At 72.0% G+C, this 18415-nt stretch carries 13 protein-coding genes and 1 pseudogene; 9 read left to right on the plus strand and 5 right to left on the minus strand.

Features of this window, described 5'->3' with window-relative positions:
- Positions 1-73 precede the first annotated feature (73 nt).
- Together CEB94_RS26670 and CEB94_RS26675 are read right to left on the minus strand one after the other, a co-directional pair.
- Positions 74-721, minus strand: coding sequence for a TetR/AcrR family transcriptional regulator (locus CEB94_RS26670; RefSeq protein ID WP_175434605.1), 648 nt, complete (start codon positions 719-721; stop codon positions 74-76).
- A gap of 207 nt (positions 722-928) precedes the next feature.
- The gene (locus tag CEB94_RS26675; RefSeq protein ID WP_175434606.1) at positions 929-1153 is read right to left on the minus strand and encodes a hypothetical protein; all 225 of its coding nucleotides are present in this window, start codon (positions 1151-1153) and stop codon (positions 929-931) included.
- Positions 1154-1409: 256 nt separating this feature from the next.
- Here CEB94_RS26675 and CEB94_RS26680 point away from each other — a divergent pair, with 256 nt between their 5' ends.
- The 8 genes and pseudogenes from CEB94_RS26680 (at position 1410) to moeZ (ending at position 11640) form a co-directional block, all read left to right on the plus strand.
- Positions 1410-2456 carry an alpha/beta fold hydrolase gene (locus CEB94_RS26680; protein ID WP_175434607.1) on the plus strand — a complete coding sequence of 349 codons (1047 nt, stop codon included), beginning with the start codon at positions 1410-1412 and terminating at the stop codon, positions 2454-2456.
- A gap of 623 nt (positions 2457-3079) precedes the next feature.
- Positions 3080-4339 (plus strand): DUF3152 domain-containing protein, encoded by a 1260-nt coding sequence (locus CEB94_RS26685; protein WP_425472493.1) that lies wholly within the window; start codon positions 3080-3082, stop codon positions 4337-4339.
- A gap of 52 nt (positions 4340-4391) precedes the next feature.
- A pseudogene (locus CEB94_RS26690) lies at positions 4392-5112 on the plus strand (ATP-binding cassette domain-containing protein); the annotation flags it as partial.
- A gap of 224 nt (positions 5113-5336) precedes the next feature.
- Positions 5337-7043, plus strand: coding sequence for a DUF3492 domain-containing protein (locus CEB94_RS26695; RefSeq protein WP_175434609.1), 1707 nt, complete (start codon positions 5337-5339; stop codon positions 7041-7043).
- Entirely contained in the window at positions 7040-8581 is a 1542-nt protein-coding gene (locus CEB94_RS26700) for a hypothetical protein (RefSeq protein WP_425472494.1), read from the plus strand. The genes CEB94_RS26695 and CEB94_RS26700 overlap by 4 nt, the downstream gene beginning before the upstream one ends.
- Positions 8582-8701: 120 nt before the next feature.
- Positions 8702-9661 carry an NAD-dependent epimerase/dehydratase family protein gene (locus tag CEB94_RS26705; RefSeq protein WP_175434610.1) on the plus strand — a complete coding sequence of 320 codons (960 nt, stop codon included), beginning with the start codon at positions 8702-8704 and terminating at the stop codon, positions 9659-9661.
- Positions 9649-10398, plus strand: a complete 750-nt coding sequence (locus CEB94_RS26710) for a spherulation-specific family 4 protein (RefSeq protein ID WP_175434611.1) — start codon at positions 9649-9651, stop codon at positions 10396-10398. The genes CEB94_RS26705 and CEB94_RS26710 overlap by 13 nt, the downstream gene beginning before the upstream one ends.
- Positions 10399-10461: 63 nt before the next feature.
- The gene (gene moeZ / locus CEB94_RS26715) at positions 10462-11640 is read left to right on the plus strand and encodes an adenylyltransferase/sulfurtransferase MoeZ (protein WP_175434612.1); all 1179 of its coding nucleotides are present in this window, start codon (positions 10462-10464) and stop codon (positions 11638-11640) included.
- Between the two features lie 71 nt (positions 11641-11711).
- On the opposite strand, the gene CEB94_RS26720 is transcribed toward moeZ, so the two are convergent.
- The 3 genes from CEB94_RS26720 to CEB94_RS26730 form a co-directional block, all read right to left on the minus strand.
- Entirely contained in the window at positions 11712-13181 is a 1470-nt protein-coding gene (locus CEB94_RS26720) for an alpha/beta hydrolase (protein ID WP_175434613.1), read from the minus strand.
- Between the two features lie 135 nt (positions 13182-13316).
- On the minus strand, positions 13317-14864 hold the full coding sequence (locus CEB94_RS26725) for an alpha/beta hydrolase (protein ID WP_175434614.1): 1548 nt from the start codon (positions 14862-14864) through the stop codon (positions 13317-13319).
- 73 nt (positions 14865-14937) lie between these two features.
- Positions 14938-17667 carry a lysylphosphatidylglycerol synthase domain-containing protein gene (locus CEB94_RS26730; protein WP_175434615.1) on the minus strand — a complete coding sequence of 910 codons (2730 nt, stop codon included), beginning with the start codon at positions 17665-17667 and terminating at the stop codon, positions 14938-14940.
- A 186-nt stretch (positions 17668-17853) separates the two neighbouring features.
- Here CEB94_RS26730 and CEB94_RS26735 point away from each other — a divergent pair, with 186 nt between their 5' ends.
- A complete protein-coding gene (locus tag CEB94_RS26735; RefSeq protein WP_246111926.1) occupies positions 17854-18243 on the plus strand; it encodes an MGMT family protein in 390 nt (129 codons plus the stop codon).
- The last annotated feature ends 172 nt before the right edge of the window (positions 18244-18415 follow it).

Genomic DNA, 18415 nt, shown 5'->3' on the forward strand with positions numbered 1-18415 from the left:
AGCCCGGTGAGGGGACGTACATGCTCCGCCCGAGAACGCCACGAGCGAACACCGGGCGGGAACAAAGCGCCTGTCAGTGGTGCGGCTGGTCCATGCCGTGCAGGGGGAAGCCCGCGATACCGCGCCACGCCAGTGACGTGAGCAGCTGCACGGCCTGGTCGCGCGGAACGCTGCGGTCGCTGTGCAGCCAGGACCGCGCCACCACCTGGGCGAGGCCGCCCAGGCCCGAGGCGAGCAGCATCGACTCCGCGCGCGACAGGCCGGTGTCCTCGGCGATGACGTCGCAGATCGCCTCCGCGCACTCGTTCGTGACCTTGTCGACGCGCTCGCGCACGGCGGGCTCGTTCGTCAGGTCCGACTCGAAGACCAGGCGGAAGGCGCCGCCGTCGTCCTCGACGTAGGCGAAGTAGGCGTCCATCGTCGCCCGGACGCGCTGCTTGTTGTCGCTCGTCGACGCGAGCGCGTTCCGGACGGACTGGATGAGCGACTCGCAGTGCTGGTCCAGCAGCGCGAGATAGAGGTCGAGCTTGCCCGGGAAGTGCTGGTAGAGCACCGGCTTGCTGACGCCTGCGCGCTCCGCGATGTCGTCCATCGCGGCCGCGTGGTAGCCCTGGGCCACAAAGACCTCCTGGGCGGCACCCAGGAGCTGGTTGCGTCGGGCACGGCGTGGCAGGCGAGTGCCCCGCGGGCGAACCGCCTCTGTCTGCTCGATGGCTGTCACGCCGCCTCCCATGTTCGTCCATGTGCGGATCTGGCCGCGTCGCCATCGTACTTTTCGGTAACCGTGGTGTGCGCGGTGAGAGCGCAGAATTTCACGGAACGGACGGTTGCGAAAGCGGTTGCGAAGGTTTCAAACAGGGTCAGAGCGGGCAAAATGCGGCCTCTTTCCTGTCCGGTGGAGTTGCTCGGCGCCCGTCGGCGGCGAACGTCACCGGTAGTCGTCCTCGTCGAGCGAGACGATCCGGGCCTGCTCCACCAGGTCGGCCTCGTTGGCGCGGTCCGGGTCGACGTCGGTCAGCGGGTCGTCGCGGTCCGGCGCGATGTCCGCCTGCTGCTCGGCCGCGTCGACCTCGGGGGCCTCGACGTCGAACTCCTGCGCCTGCGGCGCGTCCTCGGCCTCGAACGTCTCCGGGTCGGTGGGGTCTACGGCCATGCTGGGCTCCCTTCCTACGAACGTCCCTGGGAATGCAGGGGCCACACGCGGGTGCCCTCTGTACGAGCCTAGGAGACACCCGATCCGGACGCTATGCGATCCGCGTCCGGGACGTGACGCCGTGCTCATCCCCCCTGACTGCTACCCATGCGCGCTCGGGTGCCTCCTCTTCCGCCGACTCAACGGGCCGATTCCTGTGACGGCGAACACAGGCGAACACATGAGTCACTGCGTGATCGTCTCGTAACATTGCCGCATGTCTTCGACCGAGCTGCCGTTCGTGCCGCCCGCCAATGTGCTGCCGAAGGTGGGGACCGTCCGGGTCGCGGAGGGTGAGCGCCTGCGGTCGGTCGAGCTGCCCGGGATCACTCTGACGGTCCGGTCGAGGCCTCCCGCGCGCGAAGGGCTGCCGCCCGCGCTGTACGTGCACGGGCTCGGCGGTTCCTCGCAGAACTGGTCGGCGCTGATGGCGCTGCTCGACGAGTCGGTCGACAGCGAGGCCCTCGACCTGCCGGGCTTCGGCGACTCCCCGCCACCGGACGACGGCGACTACTCCGTCACGGGGCACGCGCGCGCGGTCATCCGTTACCTCGACGCCTCCGGGCGCGGTCCCGTTCACCTGTTCGGGAACTCGCTCGGCGGCGCCATCACCACCCGTGTCGCCGCGGTTCGGCCCGATCTGGTCCGTACCCTCACGCTTGTGTCGCCCGCTCTGCCGGAAATCCGAGTGCAGCGCTCCGCCGTGCCCACGGGGCTGCTGGCGGTGCCCGGTGTCGCCCTGCTCTTCACCCGGCTCACCCGGGAGTGGACGGCGGAGCAGCGGGTCCGTGGCGTGACGGCGCTGTGTTACGGCGATCCCGGGCGGGTGACGCCGGAAGGATTCCGCAACGCCGTGCAGGAGATGGAGCGTCGGCTGCGGCTGCCGTACTTCTGGGACGCGATGGCGCGCTCCGCGCGCGGGATCGTCAACGCGTACACGCTGGGCGGCCAGCAGGGACTGTGGCGCCAGGCCGAACGGGTTCTCGCGCCGACCCTCCTCGTCTACGGCGGCCGCGACCAGCTCGTCGGCTTCCGCATGGCCCAGAAGGCGGCCCGCGCTTTCCGTGACTCCCGGCTGGTGACGTTGCCCGACGCGGGTCATGTGGCGATGATGGAGTACCCGGAGACCGTGGCCCTGGCGTTTCGTGAACTCCTCGAAGAAGCGGGAGAGTTGGGCGCGCAGCGGGCGAGGCGGGCCGGCCGGGCGGATGTGGGGAGCGACGCCGTCGACAGAGAAGGCACCGACGAGAGCATGGGGGGCTGAGGCGCGACGTGGGACGCCACAGCCGCCGCGGGCCGGTCGTCAAGGGCGACAGCGCGGACACCACCGCGGCACGGGACGGCCGGACCCCGCCCGTGCAGGGGCCGGGCCGGCCGGGCCAGGGCCAGGCGCCGGACGCCGGTCGGGGAGCCCGGACCGCACCGCCCGGTGCCCCGCAGGGCGGCTGGCCGTCCCAGGGCCCGCGCAGGATGCCGGGGCCGCGGCCCGCGCCGACGGACTGGTCCGAACCGACGGACGGCCCGCCGCACCACGGCATGCCGCGTCTGCCCGACGGCTGGCACCCGGACGGCACACCGGCCCAGGGCATCCCGCGCCTGCCCGACGGCACGCCGGTGCGCGGGGTACCACGCCTTGCCGACGGCACTGCGGCGCCGGGAGTTCCGCGGCCGGCTGACGGGACTCCTGCGCGTGGGGTGCCTCGATTGGCGGACGGGGCTCCGGCGCGAGGTGTGCCGAGGGGGTTGCAGGAGGGGACTCCGGCCAGGGGTGTGCCGGGGCCGGCTGATGAGACTCGGGCGCAGGGTGCTCCTCGGATGGCCGACGGGGCTCGGGCGCAGGGTGCTCCTCGGATGGCCGACGGGGCTCGGGCGCAGGGTATTCCTCGGATGGCCGACGGGACTCCGGCCAGGGGTGTGCCGAGGCTGCCTGACGGCACGCCCGCGCACGGTGTGCCCCGGGGTGCCGGCGGTACGCCGCCGATCGGGGTACCGCGGTTGCCCGACGGGACTCCCGCGCACGGCTTCCCGCAAGCCCGCGGCGGGCATCCCGAGCAGCGGGAAGCCGGGGGCGGCTGGGGTGAGTCGCGGGGGAGCGGCGGGGCGCCCTCTGGCGCCGGTGTTCCCATACCGCGGCAGCGCCGGGCATCCGTGCCCGGGCCGCGGCAGGACTATCTCGATGCCTTCGTCGAAGAGGAGGACGACGTCTTCGCGCCCCGTACGCCCGCCTCCGCGCACGCCGCGGACGCTTACGCCTCCGTCACGGACTGGAGCGTCGGCACCCCGGCCGACTCCGGGTCCGGCGGCCACGACGACGCGAGGCCCACCGGCACGCCCGTACCGGGCAAGGGCGGCAAGGGCCGCGCCTTCACCGGCATCGCGGCCGCGGCCGTCACCACCGTGCTGGCCGTGATCGTCGCCGGCCAGGTCGCCGACGACGCCGGCGGCGCCGACGTGCAGTCGCAGTCCGCCACCGACCAGGCCCGCGACGCCAGGGACCCCGCGTCCCGGGCGGACGGCCGGGCGCCCGCCCCCGAGGCCACGCCGCTGACCTACGACGAGAAGATGGGCAAGACCTACCCGCTCGGCGCCGGGCTCAAGGGCTCCGGGAAGTTCGACGCCGTTCCCGGCATCGCCCAGGGGCCGGGAGCCGGACAGAAGTTCACCTACCGCGTTGACGTGGAGCAGGGGCTCGGACTGGACGCCGCGCTGTTCGCCGAGGCCGTGCAGAAGACGCTCAACGACCAGCGCAGCTGGGCCCACAACGGCGCACGCACCTTCGAGCGCATCTACTCAGGCAAGCCCGACTTCGTGATCACCCTCGCCAGCCCCGGCACGACCGCCGACTGGTGCGCCAAGTCGGGTCTGGACACCACCGAGGACAACGTCTCCTGCGACTCGGCCGCGACCGAGCGCGTGATGATCAACGCCTACCGGTGGGCGCAAGGCTCCGAGACCTACGGCGACAGCAAGATCCACGCCTACCGGCAGATGCTGATCAACCACGAGATCGGCCACCGCCTCGGCTACGGCCACGTCACCTGCGACAAGGACGGCGACCTCGCGCCGGTCATGCAGCAGCAGACCAAGTTCCTCGACCACGACGGCATCCGCTGCCGCGCCAACGCCTGGCCGTACCCCGGGAGTTGACAGGCGCCACCGGCGGTGTGGCGCGGCTCGCGTCGACATGCTCGGAAAGTTCGCGCCGCGGAAGGCCTCGACTGCTCCCGACGAGGTCGTTCTGGAGGCGACCGGACTCAAGCGAGAGTTCGGGCGCGGGACGGGCGGTCACGGCCGTGGACGACGTGTCGCTGACCCTGCGCCGCGGCGAGACCCTCCGGATCGTCGGCGAGAGCGGCAGCGGCAAGACGACCCTCGGGCGCATGCTCGTCGGGCTGCTGGAATCGACGGCGGGATCGCTGGCCTTCGAGGGCGGGGCGCACACCGGGGTGAACCCGGCCGTGCAGATGGTCTTCCAGGACCTCGTCTCCTCCCTCAACCCCCGTCGCCGCGTGGGCGAGTCCATCGCCGATCAGCTGCGCGCCCGGGGTGAGCGGCAGGAGGGGCGCATCCGGGAGCGCGTGGGGGAACTGCGGGAGCGCGTGGGGCTCGAAGCGGCGCACTTCGACCGCTACCCCCATGAGTCCGGCGGCGGGCAGCGCCAGCGTGCCGGCATCGCCCGGGCGCTCGCGGCCGACCGCGCGTCATCGTCTGCGACGAGCCGGTCTCGGCCCTCCACGTCACCACCCAGGCCCATGTGGTCGGCCTGCTCGGCGAGGTGCAGCGCGAACTCGGGCGCGCTGGTCGTCGTCGCACACGACCTGGCCGTCGTCCGCCAGGTCAGCGACCGGGTCGCGGTGACGCGACGGGGCGGGATCGTCGAGGAAGGGCCCGTCGGGGAGGTGTACGAGTCGCCGCGCGACGCCGGGCGAAGCGACGGGGATGGGAGGCGACATGACGATCCGTGCCCGTTTGATCTCCTAGCGCGACAGAACGCGACCCGCACGGGAAAGTTACGACCGTTCACCCCTTTTGGTGGTGCGACGGACAACCGTCCGTCGCACCACCGCCTTGTCCGCATACGTTCGTCCCGCTGCGAGCCGCCGGGCAACGGCGGCTCCCCATACGGGAGATCGGGGGTGCACTCGTGCGCATCGGACTGCTTACGGAGGGTGGCTATCCGTATGTGAGCGGTGACGCCAGGCTCTGGTGCGACCGGCTGGTGCGCGGGCTCGCCCAGCACGAGTTCGACGTCTACGCGCTCAGCCGCAGCGAGCACCAGGAGGACGAGGGCTGGATCCCGCTGCCGCGGAACGTCCGCCGGGTGCGCACCGCGCCGCTGTGGATGGCCGAGGACGACGAGGTGGTGCTCGGGCGCCGCGCACGCCGGCGGTTCACCGAGTGCTTCGGGGAACTGGCGGGTGTGCTGTGCGGGGCGGCCGGCATTGCAGGGGTGCCCGATGGCGCGTCGACCTCCGAGGCGGACCGTTTCGCCAACGCTCTGTACGGGCTTGCGGAGCTCGCCCGCGAGGAGGGCGGCCTGGCGGGCGCACTCCGCTCCGAAGCCGCCGTACGCACACTGGAGCGCGCCTGTCGTGCGCCCGGAGCCCAACGCGCGGCGCGTGAGGCGCGCGTACCGGATCTGCTCGCCGTGGCCACCTATCTGGAGCGCGCCCTGCGCCCTCTCTCCCTCGACTGGTATGAAGACGACGGGCTCGGTGCGGTCGACCTCTGCCACGCCGCGTCCGGCGGCACGGCCGCCCTGCCCGGCCTGCTGGCCCGGCACTTCACCGGCGTGCCCCTGATGGTGACCGAGTACGGCGTGCGCCTGCGGACGCACTACCTCACCGCCCCGGACGCCCCACCCGCCGTACGGTCCCTGCTGGCGGCCTTCCAGGGCCGGCTCGCGGCCGAGGCCTACGGACGGGCCGAGGTCGTCACCGCCGGCAACACCCACGCCCGCCGCTGGCAGGAACGCTGCGGTGCCGACCGCGAGAAGCTCCGCACGGTCTACCCCGGCATGAACGCCCGGCCCTTCGCCGAGGTGGGCGAGTCCCCGGAGTGCGCGGACCCGGACACGCTCGTCTGGGTCGGCCGCGTCGAGCCCGCCAAGGACCTGGTCTCGCTGCTGCACGCCTTCGCGGAAGTCCGCAAGCAGGAGCCGAGGACGCGCCTGCGCATCGTCGGCGCCCCCGCCGGGCCCGAGGGCGCGGCCTACCTCGGCCACTGCAGGACACTGGCCGCCCAGCTCTTCCCCGACGAGGCCGAGGGCCCCCACGCCACCGGGGACAACCCGGTGTCCTTCGAGGAGATCGGCGGACCCGAACTCCCGCTCGCCGCCGACGCCTACGCCTCGGGCGCCGTGACCGTCCTCTCCAGCGTCGTCGAGGGCTTCCCCGTCGGCCTCGTCGAGGCCATGCTCTGCGGGCGCGCGACGGTGTCGACGGATGTCGGAGCGGTCGTGGAGGTCATCGGCGGCACGGGGCTCGTCGTACCGCCGCGCAATCCGCGGGCGCTCGCCGAGGCGTGCGTCGCGCTGCTGCGCGACCCCGAGCGTCGCGCGCGCCTGGGGGCCGCCGCTCGCGCCCGTGCCCTCGAACTGTTCACGGTCGAGCAGAACATCGAGGCATTTCACAGCATTTACCTGGAGATCGTCTCGCGAGCGCCCGTCCGCCGTGTCGTCCTCGACGGAGCGGGGGAGCCGCTGCCGTTCGCGGTCCCCGCCGAGGCCCACGTGCCCGTCCACTGGACCGCCGCGTCGCCCCGCCTCGCCGCCCGCAACACCCCCGGCTGGGCAGCGGACAGGCCCGTAAGCGCCACCACGCCCGCCCCCGCCCCGGAGGGTGCGCGATGAACGACGTGGGCGAACTGGACCGTCCGGGAACCCCGACCGGCCCCGGGGCGCGGGACGCCGGCCCGGCGAAGGCACTGGACCCGACGAACCCGGACCCGGCCACCCCGGAGGCGGTCACCGACCACAAGGCCCCCGGGAGCCGGGAGCCGGCCTCCGACCTCAAGGTGCCCGCGAGCGGGGCTTCGGCTTCCGACCACAAGGTGCCCGGGGATCGGGATTCGACCTCCGACCGTGAGGTGCCCAGGAGTCAGGATTCGACTGCCGATCGCAAGGTGCCCGGGGATCGGGATTCGACCTCCGACCGTGAGGTGCCCAGGAGTCAGGATTCGACTGCCGATCGCAAGGTGCCCGGGAGTCGGGATTCGGCCTCCGATCGCAAGGTGCCCAGGAGTCGGGAGTCGGTCGCCGATCGCAAGGCGTCCACCCCGCGTCGGGGCGCCGGTGACCCGGTGAAGGCGCTGATGCATCGTCACCGCAAGCTCTGCGAGCGCGCGGTGGACCCCCTCGAGATCGCCGCAGGACTGGAGGCGCACGGCATCACCGACCGCACCGCCGCCCGCTTCCGCCACCGGGACGTCTTCTCCCTCGCCGAGGAGATGTACGCGCGGGTCTCCCGTGACGGAGACACACCCCTGCCCGCCCCGCCCGCCGCTCCCCGGATGCGCGCCGACTGGGTTTTTCTGACCCTTCTGCCCGGTGCGCTGTGCGCCGCCACCGTGACCGCCGTGCAGCTGACCCACGGGCAGTCACGCCTGTTCGCGGCAGCAGCCGGCGCCCTCGCCGTGGCCCTGGCCCTCCGCGCGGCCCTGCGCCGAGGCCCCCTGAGCAGGACCGACGCGGACCGACCCGGACCGCGACCCGGTGCGGCGTCCGGCAGGACCACCCCATGGACCGTGTGGCTCGTCGCCTACTCCCTCCTGGGTAACGGCCTGCTCGACAGCGCTCTCGCCGGAGGCCCCGACGCCCTGCCCACCGGCACGGCCGACGACCCCTGGCCCGTCACCGCCGCCCCGGTCCTGGCCCTCGCCCTGGCCTGCGCGCCCGCCGCCTGGACCGCGCACCTCTTCACCGCGCGCGCTCGTCGCAAACTCGCGGGCAGCCGCGGCCTGGAGGACTTCGCCGCCGCCGTACGCCCACTCCTGCTCGGCACGTTCGCCCTGTTCCTGGGCGCCATGGCGGCCCTGCTCACCCTCTCCACGGCAGTCCTCCACGAGCCCGCGGCCTACGCGCAGGCCCTGGCCCTGGGCTCCCTCCTCTACCTGGCCCGCCTCCTCACCACGCACGGCTTCACCTACGCCCCCGCCGTGCTCCTCACCGCGACGGCCACGGTCGAGGCAGCCGCCCTCGCCACGGTCTTCGCCTCCCGCCTCCCCGGTTTCCGCTTCCTCGCCACCCCCGTCGACACCCTCGTCACCACCTGGGGCACCGGCAGCGTCCCCGCCCTCGCCTGCGGAGCGGCGGCCCTGGCCCTCCTGGTCCACACGACGCGCAAGCTGACCCGGGCCTCGGCCCACGCACCGCCGCAGCCCGCACGGTGACCGCCACCGGCACCGGCCCCACCGCCGCAGGCAGCACCCGTCCCATCCCTTCCTTTCCGCCTCGAGGAGAACCCGCATGACCACCCACCCAGGAACCCCGGCGACATGGGGAGCCGCGCGATGAGAGTCCTGCTGATCGGAGCCAACGGCTACATCGGACGCTTCGTCGCCGACCGTCTGCTCGCCGACCCGGCCGTACAACTCACCGCCCTCGGCCGCGGGGACGACGCCGACGTCCGCTTCGACCTCGCCTCCGGCAGCCCCGGCGCCCTCACCCGCTTCCTCGACGCGGTCCACCCGGGTGTCGTCGTCAACTGCGCCGGCGCCACCCGCGGCGGCGCCCGCGAGCTCACCCGCCACAACACCGTCGCCGTCGCCACCGTCTGCGAGGCCCTGCGCCGCAGCGGCTGCGGCGCACGGCTGGTGCAGATCGGCTGCAGCGCGGAGTACGGCCCGAGCCAGCCCGGCTCCTCCACCGCCGAGGACGCCGTGCCCCGGCCCGGCGGCCCGTACGGCGTCAGCAAACTCGCCGCCACCGAACTGGTCCTCGGCTCCGGCCTGGACGCCGTCGTCCTGCGCGTCTTCTCACCGGCCGGACCCGGCACCCCCGCCGGCTCCCCGCTGGGCCGTCTCGCCGAGGCCATGCGCCGCGCCATGCAGTCCGGCGACGGCGAGCTGAAACTCGGCGGCCTGGGTGCGCAGCGCGACTTCGTCGACGTCCGTGATGTGGCCCGTGCCGTCCACGCCGCCTCGCTCTCCGCCGCGCAGGGCGTCATCAACATCGGCTCCGGCCGTGCCGTGCGCCTGCGTGACGCCGCCGCGGTCCTCGCCCGCGTCGCCGGATACGGCGGTGCCCTCCACGAACTCGACGGCCCGCCCGGCGCCCTGCGCACGGCCATCGGCCACCCCCGTCCCGACCCGGACCACGCGCTCCCCGTCGCATACCCGTACCCCGACGGCTGCGGCAGCTGGCAGCAGGCCGATGTGCGCACCGCACGCGACCGGCTCGGATGGCGTCCCCGGATCGGCCTGGAGGAGTCCCTCGCCGACATCTGGATGGAGGCGGCATGCCGCATCTGACCAGATCCCCGCGGTGCGCCTCGGGCACGGAACTGCGCCCCGGCGTCGGCGTCCCCGGCTACGCGCACCCCCTTCTCGCTCCCACCGAATGGGGCGAGCTGGCCCGCCCCGGCACACCGCTGCACTGGGTGGTCCTCAACGTGGCCGACGGCCCCGGAGCCCGCCCCGACCCGCACTGTCTGGAGGCGGCCGGCCGCCTGCGCAACGCGGGCATCCGCGTCCTCGGCCACCTCGACACCCGGTACGGCACCCGCAACTTCGGCGAGCTGATCTCGGACGCCCACCGGTTCGTCGACTGGTACCAGGTCGACGGCTTCCTCCTGGAGCGGTGCCCGGCGGACCACGCCGGGCTGCCCGAGGTCCGCCGCACGGTCGCCACGCTCCGCGTGATCCGTGACGCTGCCCACATCGTCCTCGGCCACGGCATCCACCCGCACCCCGGCTACGCCGAGCTCGCCGACCAGCTGGTCACCTTCTCCGGGCCCTGGAGCGACTACCGCTGGTCGCAGGTGGCCGAGTGGACCGCCGACCATTCGCCCGAGCGCTTCTGCCACTTCGTCCACGGCGTGCCCCGCCCTCACCTGGCCGAGGCGCTGCGCATCGCCCGCCGGCAGGGCGCCGCGACGGTCTGGATCACCGACCACACGGACCGCGGCGGACGCACCGACCCCTGGGAGGCCATGCCCGGCTACTGGGACGAATTCGTCTCGCGGATCGGAACAGGTGTCTCGGAATGAAAAAGGGCATGGCACTGTTACGGGGAGAACAACCGTAGTGATTGACCGACCAACGGAGTCCCCGTGTCGCTGCCACCCCTGGTCGAGCCGGCTTCCGAGCTCACCGTAGACGAGGTCCGCAGGTACTCCCGCCACCTGATCATCCCCGACGTGGGGATGGACGGGCAGAAGCGGCTGAAGAACGCCAAGGTGCTGTGTGTGGGCGCCGGCGGCCTGGGCTCGCCGGCGCTGATGTACCTGGCCGCCGCGGGCGTCGGCACCCTCGGCATCGTGGAGTTCGACGAGGTCGACGAGTCGAACCTGCAGCGCCAGATCATCCACAGCCAGGCCGACATCGGCCGTTCCAAGGCGGAGTCCGCCCGCGACAGCGTCAAGGGCATCAACCCGTACGTGGACGTGATCCTTCACGAGGAGCGGCTCGAGGCCGACAACGTGATGGACATCTTCAGCCAGTACGACCTGATCGTCGACGGCACGGACAACTTCGCGACCCGCTACCTGGTCAACGATGCCTGCGTGCTGCTGAACAAGCCGTACGTGTGGGGCTCGATCTACCGTTTCGACGGCCAGGCGTCCGTCTTCTGGTCCGAGCACGGCCCCTGCTACCGCTGCCTGTACCCGGAGCCCCCGCCCCCGGGCATGGTCCCCTCCTGCGCCGAGGGCGGCGTCCTGGGCGTGCTGTGCGCGTCCATCGGCTCCATCCAGGTCAACGAGGCCATCAAGCTCCTCGCCGGCATCGGCGACCCTTTGGTCGGCCGACTGATGATCTACGACGCCCTGGAGATGCAGTACCGCCAGGTCAAGGTCCGCAAGGACCCGGACTGCGCGGTCTGCGGCGACAACCCGACCGTCACCGAGCTCATCGACTACGAGGCCTTCTGCGGCGTCGTCTCCGAGGAGGCACAGGCGGCGGCCGCCGACTCCACGATCACTCCCAAGCAGCTCAAGGAGTGGATCGACGACGGTGAGAGCATCGACATCATCGACGTCCGCGAGCCGAACGAGTACGAGATCGTCTCCATTCCGGGCGCTCGGCTGATCCCGAAGAACGAGTTCCTCATGGGCACCGCCCTGGAGGGCCTCCCGCAGGACAAGAAGATCGTCCTGCATTGCAAGACGGGTGTCCGCAGTGCGGAAGTCCTCGCGGTCCTGAAGTCCGCGGGCTTCTCGGACGCGGTCCACGTCGGCGGCGGTGTGATCGGCTGGGTCAACCAGATCGAGCCGTCCAAGCCGGTGTACTGAGCCGAATCCGGCCTCCCTTTCCGAGCGGCGGGGGCTTCGCGCACCACGGGTGCGCGAAGCCCCCGCCGTCGTCATGAGCAGACCTTGCCGTCCTTCGGCACCGAGCCGTCCAGCAGGTACGCGTTCACCGTGGAGTCGACGCAGTCGCTGCCACTGCCGTAGGCGCCATGCCCCTCGCCCCGCCAGGTGAGCATCACCCCGACGCCCTTGCCCAGCTCGTCGGCCATCCTCCGCGCGCCCTCGTACGGGGTGGCCGGGTCGCCGGTGTTGCCGACCACCAGGACCGGTGCCGCGCCGTGGGCGCTCACCTCCGGGGTGTCGTGCTGCCCGGGCACCGGCCAGTCGTGGCACCAGCCGGCCGTGTCCCAGCCGAGGAACGTCCCGAAGACCGGGGAGATCTTCTCGAACCGGGGCAGCAGCCGCTTCGTCCCGGCCGCGGTCGGCCGCTGCCTGTCGTCCAGGCATGATATGACCCGTTGGGAGTGGGTCGTCGTGCCGTAACGGCCTGACGGGTCGCGTTCGTTGTAGCGGTCGGCGAGGACCAGCAGCTCCGAGCCGTCGCCCTGCTCGGCCGCGTCGAGGGCGCTGGTCAGGGTCGGCCAGCTGTCCTTGCTGTACAGCGGCAGGATGATGCCCGTGACCGCGAGGGTCTGGGTCAGCTTCCGCCCGGGTGCGCCCGTCGCCAGGGGCCGGGCGTCGATCCGCCGCAGCAGGTCCGCGATCTTGCGTGTGCCGTCCTCCGGGTCCTGGCCCGTGGACTCGAGGTAGCCGTTCAGCGCGCGCTGGAACCCTCTGGCCTGGTTCTCGGCGTGCCCCACGGTGTCGGCGCCGGGGTCGACGACCGCGTCCAGCGTCATGCGTCCCACGTTCTTGGGGAAGAGGTGGGCATAGGTGCCGCCCAGTTCGGTGCCGTAGGAGATGCCGAAGTAGTGCATCTTCTCGTCGCCGAGGACTTCCCGGATGCGGTCCATGTCGCGGGCCGAGTCGGTGGTCGAGACGTGCGCCATGAGCTTCCCGGCGTCCTTCCGGCAGCCCTTGGCGAAGTCGGCGGCGTCCTCGAAGTACGCCTTCTCCTCGGCGGGGGTGTCCGGTGAGACGTCCACCGATTCGGCGGCCTGGATCTGCTTGTCGCCCCGGCAGCGCACGCCCTCGCTGGCGCCCACGCCGCGCGGGTCCCAGCTCACCAGGTCGTACCGCTCGCGGAGTGAGGAGACGGTCGGGGCGTACGACGGCATCATGGACACGCCCGAGGCGCCGGGGCCGCCGAAGTTGAACAGCAGGGATCCGACGCGGTCGCCGCCGCGCGCCTTGGCGCGGATGAGCCCAAGACCGATCGTCTCGCCGTCCGGCTTCGACCAGTCCAGCGGCACCTTCAGCGTCGCGCACTGCCATTCGCTGCTCGGCGCGGGGCCGTCGGCGGTGGCCTTGCAACGGCCCCAGGACAGCCCGCTCCTGTCGTCGTCGGACGAACCGCCGCCGCAGCCCGCGGCCAGCAGGACCGAGGCGGCCGCCAGAGCGGTCCATCGAACGAAGCGCGTCATTGCCCATCCCCCCTCGCAGGCCGTCCGCTTCGTGCCGCGGATGGCGGTCAGGCCATGGTAGGCAGATCAGGCGTCGACCGACTCAGCCTGTGGATAACCTTCTGACCTGCGAGTTTGCCGGGGTCGCTGCGGGTGTCAGGTGCAGACGGTCCCCGCCGGCGGCACCTTCCCGTCCAGCAGATAGCCGTTCACCGCGCCCTGCACGCACTTGTTCTCGCTGTCGTACGCGCCGTGCCCCTGGCCGCGGTACGTCAGCTCGACACCGACACCCTTGCCCAGCGCGTTCACCATCGCCCGCGCGCCCTCGTACGGTGTGGCCGGGTCACCGGTGTTGCCGACGACCAGAATGGGCGCCGCGCCCGGAGCGCTCACGGCCGGGCGGTCGGCGGAGCCCGGCACGGCCCAGTCGGTGCAGCTGAGCATGGACCAGGCCATGTAGTCGCCGAACAGGTCGGACGCGGCCCGGAACTCGGGCAGCTTCCGCTCGACGTAGGCGGTGTCGTAGCGGGGTTTGTCGTCGGCGCAGTTGATGGCGACGTTGGCGGGGGTGATGTTGCTGTACTCGCCGTTCTCGCTGCGCCCGTTCATCGAGTCGGACAGAGCCATCAGAATCCTGCCGTCCCCGTCGTAGGCCTGCTCCAGGCCCTCCGTGAGGTACTCCCAGAAGTCCTGCGAGTACAGGGCCTGTGCGATGCCGCTGGTCGCCGCGGTCTGGGTCAGCTGCCGCGGGAAGATACCCGGGAGCGGAGTGCGGTCGAGATCGTTCAGCAGCCTGGCGATACGGTTCTTCACGTCCTGGGCGCTGTCGCCGACGGGGCACTCCTCGGTCTTCGACACGCAGTCCTCGGCGAAGTTGTCGAGCGCGAGCTGGAAGCCCTTGGCCTGCCCCAGCGAACCCTGTTCGGGGTCCTGCGTGGGGTCGACGACGGCGTCGAACACGGCACGGCCGACCCGCTCGGGGAACAGGTGGGCGTAGACGCCGCCCAGTTCGGTGCCGTAGGAGATGCCGAAGTAGTGCAGCTTGTCGTCACCGAGGACCTGCCGCATCAAATCCAGGTCGCGGGCCGCGTCGGTGGTGCGCACGTGCGGCAGGATCTTCTCCGAGTTCTGCTCGCAGGCGTCGTTGAACTCCTTGGTGATCTCCACGAGCTCGGTGCGTTCGGCGGCGTCGTCGGGTGTGGCGTCCTGCTGGAAGAAGGCGTCGAGCTGCTGGTCGTTCTCGCAGATCACAGGGTCGCTGCGGCCGACTCCGCGCGGGTCGAAGCTGACCAGGTCGTAGCGGGTGCGCAAGGTCTGGTAGCCCTCCGCGAAGGCGGGCAGCGAGGTGACGCCCGAGCCGCCGGGGCCGCCGAAGTTGAAGATGAGCGAGCCGATGTGTTCGTTCTCCTCGCCGGTCGTCCTGACCCGGATCAGCTCGACGCCGATCGTGTCGCCCTTCGGGTCGCCCCAGTCGAGCGGGGCCTTCATGGTCGCGCACTGCCACTCACCCTCGTCCGGCAGAGGAGAGGGCGAGGCACCTCCGCCCTGGGCCGCGTCCGGGGACGGGCAGGCCTTCCAGCTCAGTTCCTGCCGCGTGAGGTCCTCGTCCTCGGCGGCGTCGTCACCGCAGCCCGCCAGCACGGTGGACAGCAGCACGGCGGAGGCGGTCAGGGCGACGGCGCGCAGCCGGAGGAGGGTTGGCATGGTTCCATCCTGCGGCGGTACCGAGACGGGCGCGCGGGACGCGTGCCGTACGAGGTAGCAGAGGTCGCCGGTGCTAAAGCGCCTGCTTGCGGGTGAGGTGGTTGAAGACCAGCCAGCCCGGGAGCACGGGAATCCACAGCGTCAGGAGGCGGAACAGCAGGACCGCCGGTGCCGCGACCTCCTTCGGGAGCCCGACGGCGATCAGGCCGACCGTCAGGGTCGCCTCGACCGCGCCCACACCACCCGGTGTCGGCGCCGCGGACCCCAGGGCGTTGCCCGCGAGGAAGACGACGGCGACGCTGGCGATGCTGATCGACGTGGACTCGTCGCCGAACGCGCGGATCGACGCGTCGAGGCACATCACGAAGCAGGCGGTCAGCAGCAGCATGCCGCCGATGCCGGTGATCAGCTTCTGCGGCCGCTGGAGCACGTCCAGCATGCGCGGCACGACTCCCGCGAACAGCGACCGCACGCGCGTGACGATGAACTTCCGCAGGAACGGCACCGACGTGACCACGAGGACGAGCACCGCCACCGTCAACAGGCCGGCGATGACGGTCCGGGAGGGCGACAGCGACGGCGTCTTCTCCGTACCGGTCAGATAGCCGAAGGACAGCAGCATCAGGATGTGGCAGCCGAGCCCGAACAGCTGCGACGCGCCGACACTCGCCACCGCGAGCCCCGGCCGCACTCCCGCGCGCTGCAGGAAGCGCGTGTTCAGCGCGACCCCGCCCACCGCCGCCGGGGCGACGATCTTCACGAACGACCCGGCGACCTGCGCCGCCACGGTCCGCACGAACGGCACGCGCTCGGGTACGAATCCCAGCAGGGCCATCGCCGCCGCGATGTAGCTGCACATCGAGAACAGCACGGCCGCGGCGACCCAGCCCCACTCGGCGTTCGAGATGAGCGGCCCGAACTCGATGTGCGTGAGCTGCGTCAGCAGGAAGTACGCACCGATCGCGCCGGCGATGAAACTGATCAGTGTGCGCGGACGCACCCGCTCCAGCCGGGCCGGCTCGACGGGCGCCTGTGGCCTGATGCGCAGCACGGCGTGCCGGATCTGCGTGAGCAGGTCCTCCTCGCGCGCCTCCTCCAGCGCCTCGTCGATCGCCCGCTTCTCGGCCCGCTGCTCCGCCCGTACGGCCTTCTTGTCGGGCTTTTCCAGGGTGGGCACGGACTCGTCCGCGTCCCCCTCCAGGCGGGCCTGCTTGGCCTGTCGGGACGCCTCCAGGACCGCGTCGCGCTCGCGCTGTGCCCGCTCCCTGGCCAGTCTGCGCAGCGTCGCGCGCGTGGAGCGGCTGAGCGCGATGGGCTGGAGCATCGGCAGGCAGTCCGCCACCGCGTCCGGACCGAGCACGCCCACCGCCGAGGCCACCGCCCGCTCGGCGCCCACCCGGAGACCGAGCGTCACCAGCAGCTGGGAGGTGTCCATGCGCAGCAGCAGATCACCGGCCGCGATCTCGCCGACGCGCAGGTCGGTGAGGATCACCGTGCCGGAACGATCCACCAGAATCGCGTCGCCCACCAGCCTGCGATGCGCGATACGCCGCGACTGCAGGGCCTTCACCTGGTGCCAGGTGTCGCGCAGCAGGCCGTCGGTGATCTCCTCGTCGGACAGCGAGTCGAGGGTGCGTCCGCCGCTGTGTTCGTAGACGAGCATCACCGCGTCGGGGCCGAGTTCGGAGGTGGCGATCAGCTTGGGTGCGTTGGCGCCGGCCGCGATGGCCGCGTACGCCAGCAGGGCCTCCTGCTCCAGGGCCTGGCGCAGCGACTGGAGGCTGCTGCGGGTGGCGAAGCCGCGCAGGGTGAGGTTGCGCCAGGCGCGGTAGAAGAAGCCCTGGGCCTGCTGCTCCCGGTCGACCACCGTGACGTCCAGGGGCCGGCCGTCCTCGAGCGTGACGAAGTAGCGGCGGCCCCGGTCTCCGGTGTCCGGGTTGTCCGAGATGTCCTCGCGTGAGGCGCTGACCGGTCGGAACCCGACGGTCCGCAGGCCTGCCATCAGTGTCTGCCCGGTGGGCCGGACATTGGGGGAGCCGACCGCGTACAGCGTGCCGTAGGCCACGGTCCAGCCGATCAGCACGGTCAGGATGATCGAGAACGGGGTCGTGTACCCGGTGACGAGCATCGAGAAGGCGTCGAGGAGCAGCACGACCCACAGCACCGCGCGCCATCTCGGTCTGCGCGACATGCCGACGGCCGTCATGTAGGCGATGACCGGGGCCAGATAGCCGTGCACGGGGTCGGTCAGCGCGTGGATGTCGCCGGGGGAGGGCTGCGTGAGCGCCTCCTGGATCGAGTCGGGCGCGGCCCGGGCGACCCACAGGTCGGTGGCGAGGGTCACACCGTGCGCGAGGACCGCCGCGAGCACACCGTCGGCGATGCGTAGTCCGTCCCGTTTGATCAGCCGCTCGATGGCGAAGGCGACCGGAACCAGCAGGATGGCGATGCTGGAGGCCAGCCCCGCGATCTTGATGAGCAGGTCGGGGGCCTGCCCGGTGCCCTTGTTGATGTCCTGTTCGAGACCCGAGGTGGTGCCGTGCGCGAACGCGGCGATCCCGATCAGGATCGCGATGGCGAGCACGCCCACCAGGAGGCGCATCAGGTCGGAGGGGCGGTGCACGCGCGCGGGGAGCAGCGGTTCGTCGCCCTCCACCTCGTCGATGTGCGCGAAGTCGGGCTCCTCGGCGGCCGCCCGGGTCTTCTTCGCGGCCGCCTTCGGACCGTCGTCCGCAGTGCCAGGGCGCGACGCAGCGTCAGAGGTGCCCTCTGTGCCCTCGGGGTGCGCACCCTGCTGCTTCATCGTCTCTTCTTGGTCTCGTATCACCGGTCACCGCCCGCACGATGGTGGCATGCCGCACCGGCACACGGGGCAATCGGGGTGCACATGCGGGGGCGGACAGTCTGCCCGACGCGCTCCTGCCGGGCGAGGAAGACGCCCGGGAGCACACCCGGCCCGTTGTCGGTGGGGTGGGGCAGGATGGGGCGGATGAGTGAGCACAGCCCTGAGGGGGGCCGGTACGAGGACGAGTCCGCGCAAGCGCTGCCCGAGTACGCCGAGCGGGTGCTCGACGTCGCCGAACTGATCCCGCCGGGCCGTGTCATGACCTACGGGGACGTCGCCGAGTGGCTGGAGCAGGGTGGGCCGCGGCAGGTCGGCCGCGTGATGGCGCTCTACGGGGGAGCCGCTCCGTGGTGGCGGGTCGTCCGCGCGGACGGCGTCCTGCTGCCGGGGCACGAGCAACGGGCGCTCGGCCACTACCGGGCGGAGGGCACGCCCCTGAAGGAGGCGAGCCGCGCCGCCGAGGGCCACCTGCCGCGCATCGACATGAGACGGGCGCGGTGGGACGGCGGTGATCGCGCGGAGGGTCACACCTGACAGCTTCCGCCATCGGACGGCCTCCCGTGTGACCCGTGATCCGTACGGGGGAATCGGGGCACATCGGGGGTATGACGTACGTTCGTGAGGCGAGGGGCATGAGTGCCACGCGTGCCGCGAGTGGTCGGTGGGAAGAAGGGGAAGCCCTGCTTCCACCTCACCCCTCGGCGTA

Origin of the sequence: Streptomyces hawaiiensis (assembly GCF_004803895.1) — a bacterium.
Taxonomy (GTDB): domain Bacteria; phylum Actinomycetota; class Actinomycetes; order Streptomycetales; family Streptomycetaceae; genus Streptomyces; species Streptomyces hawaiiensis.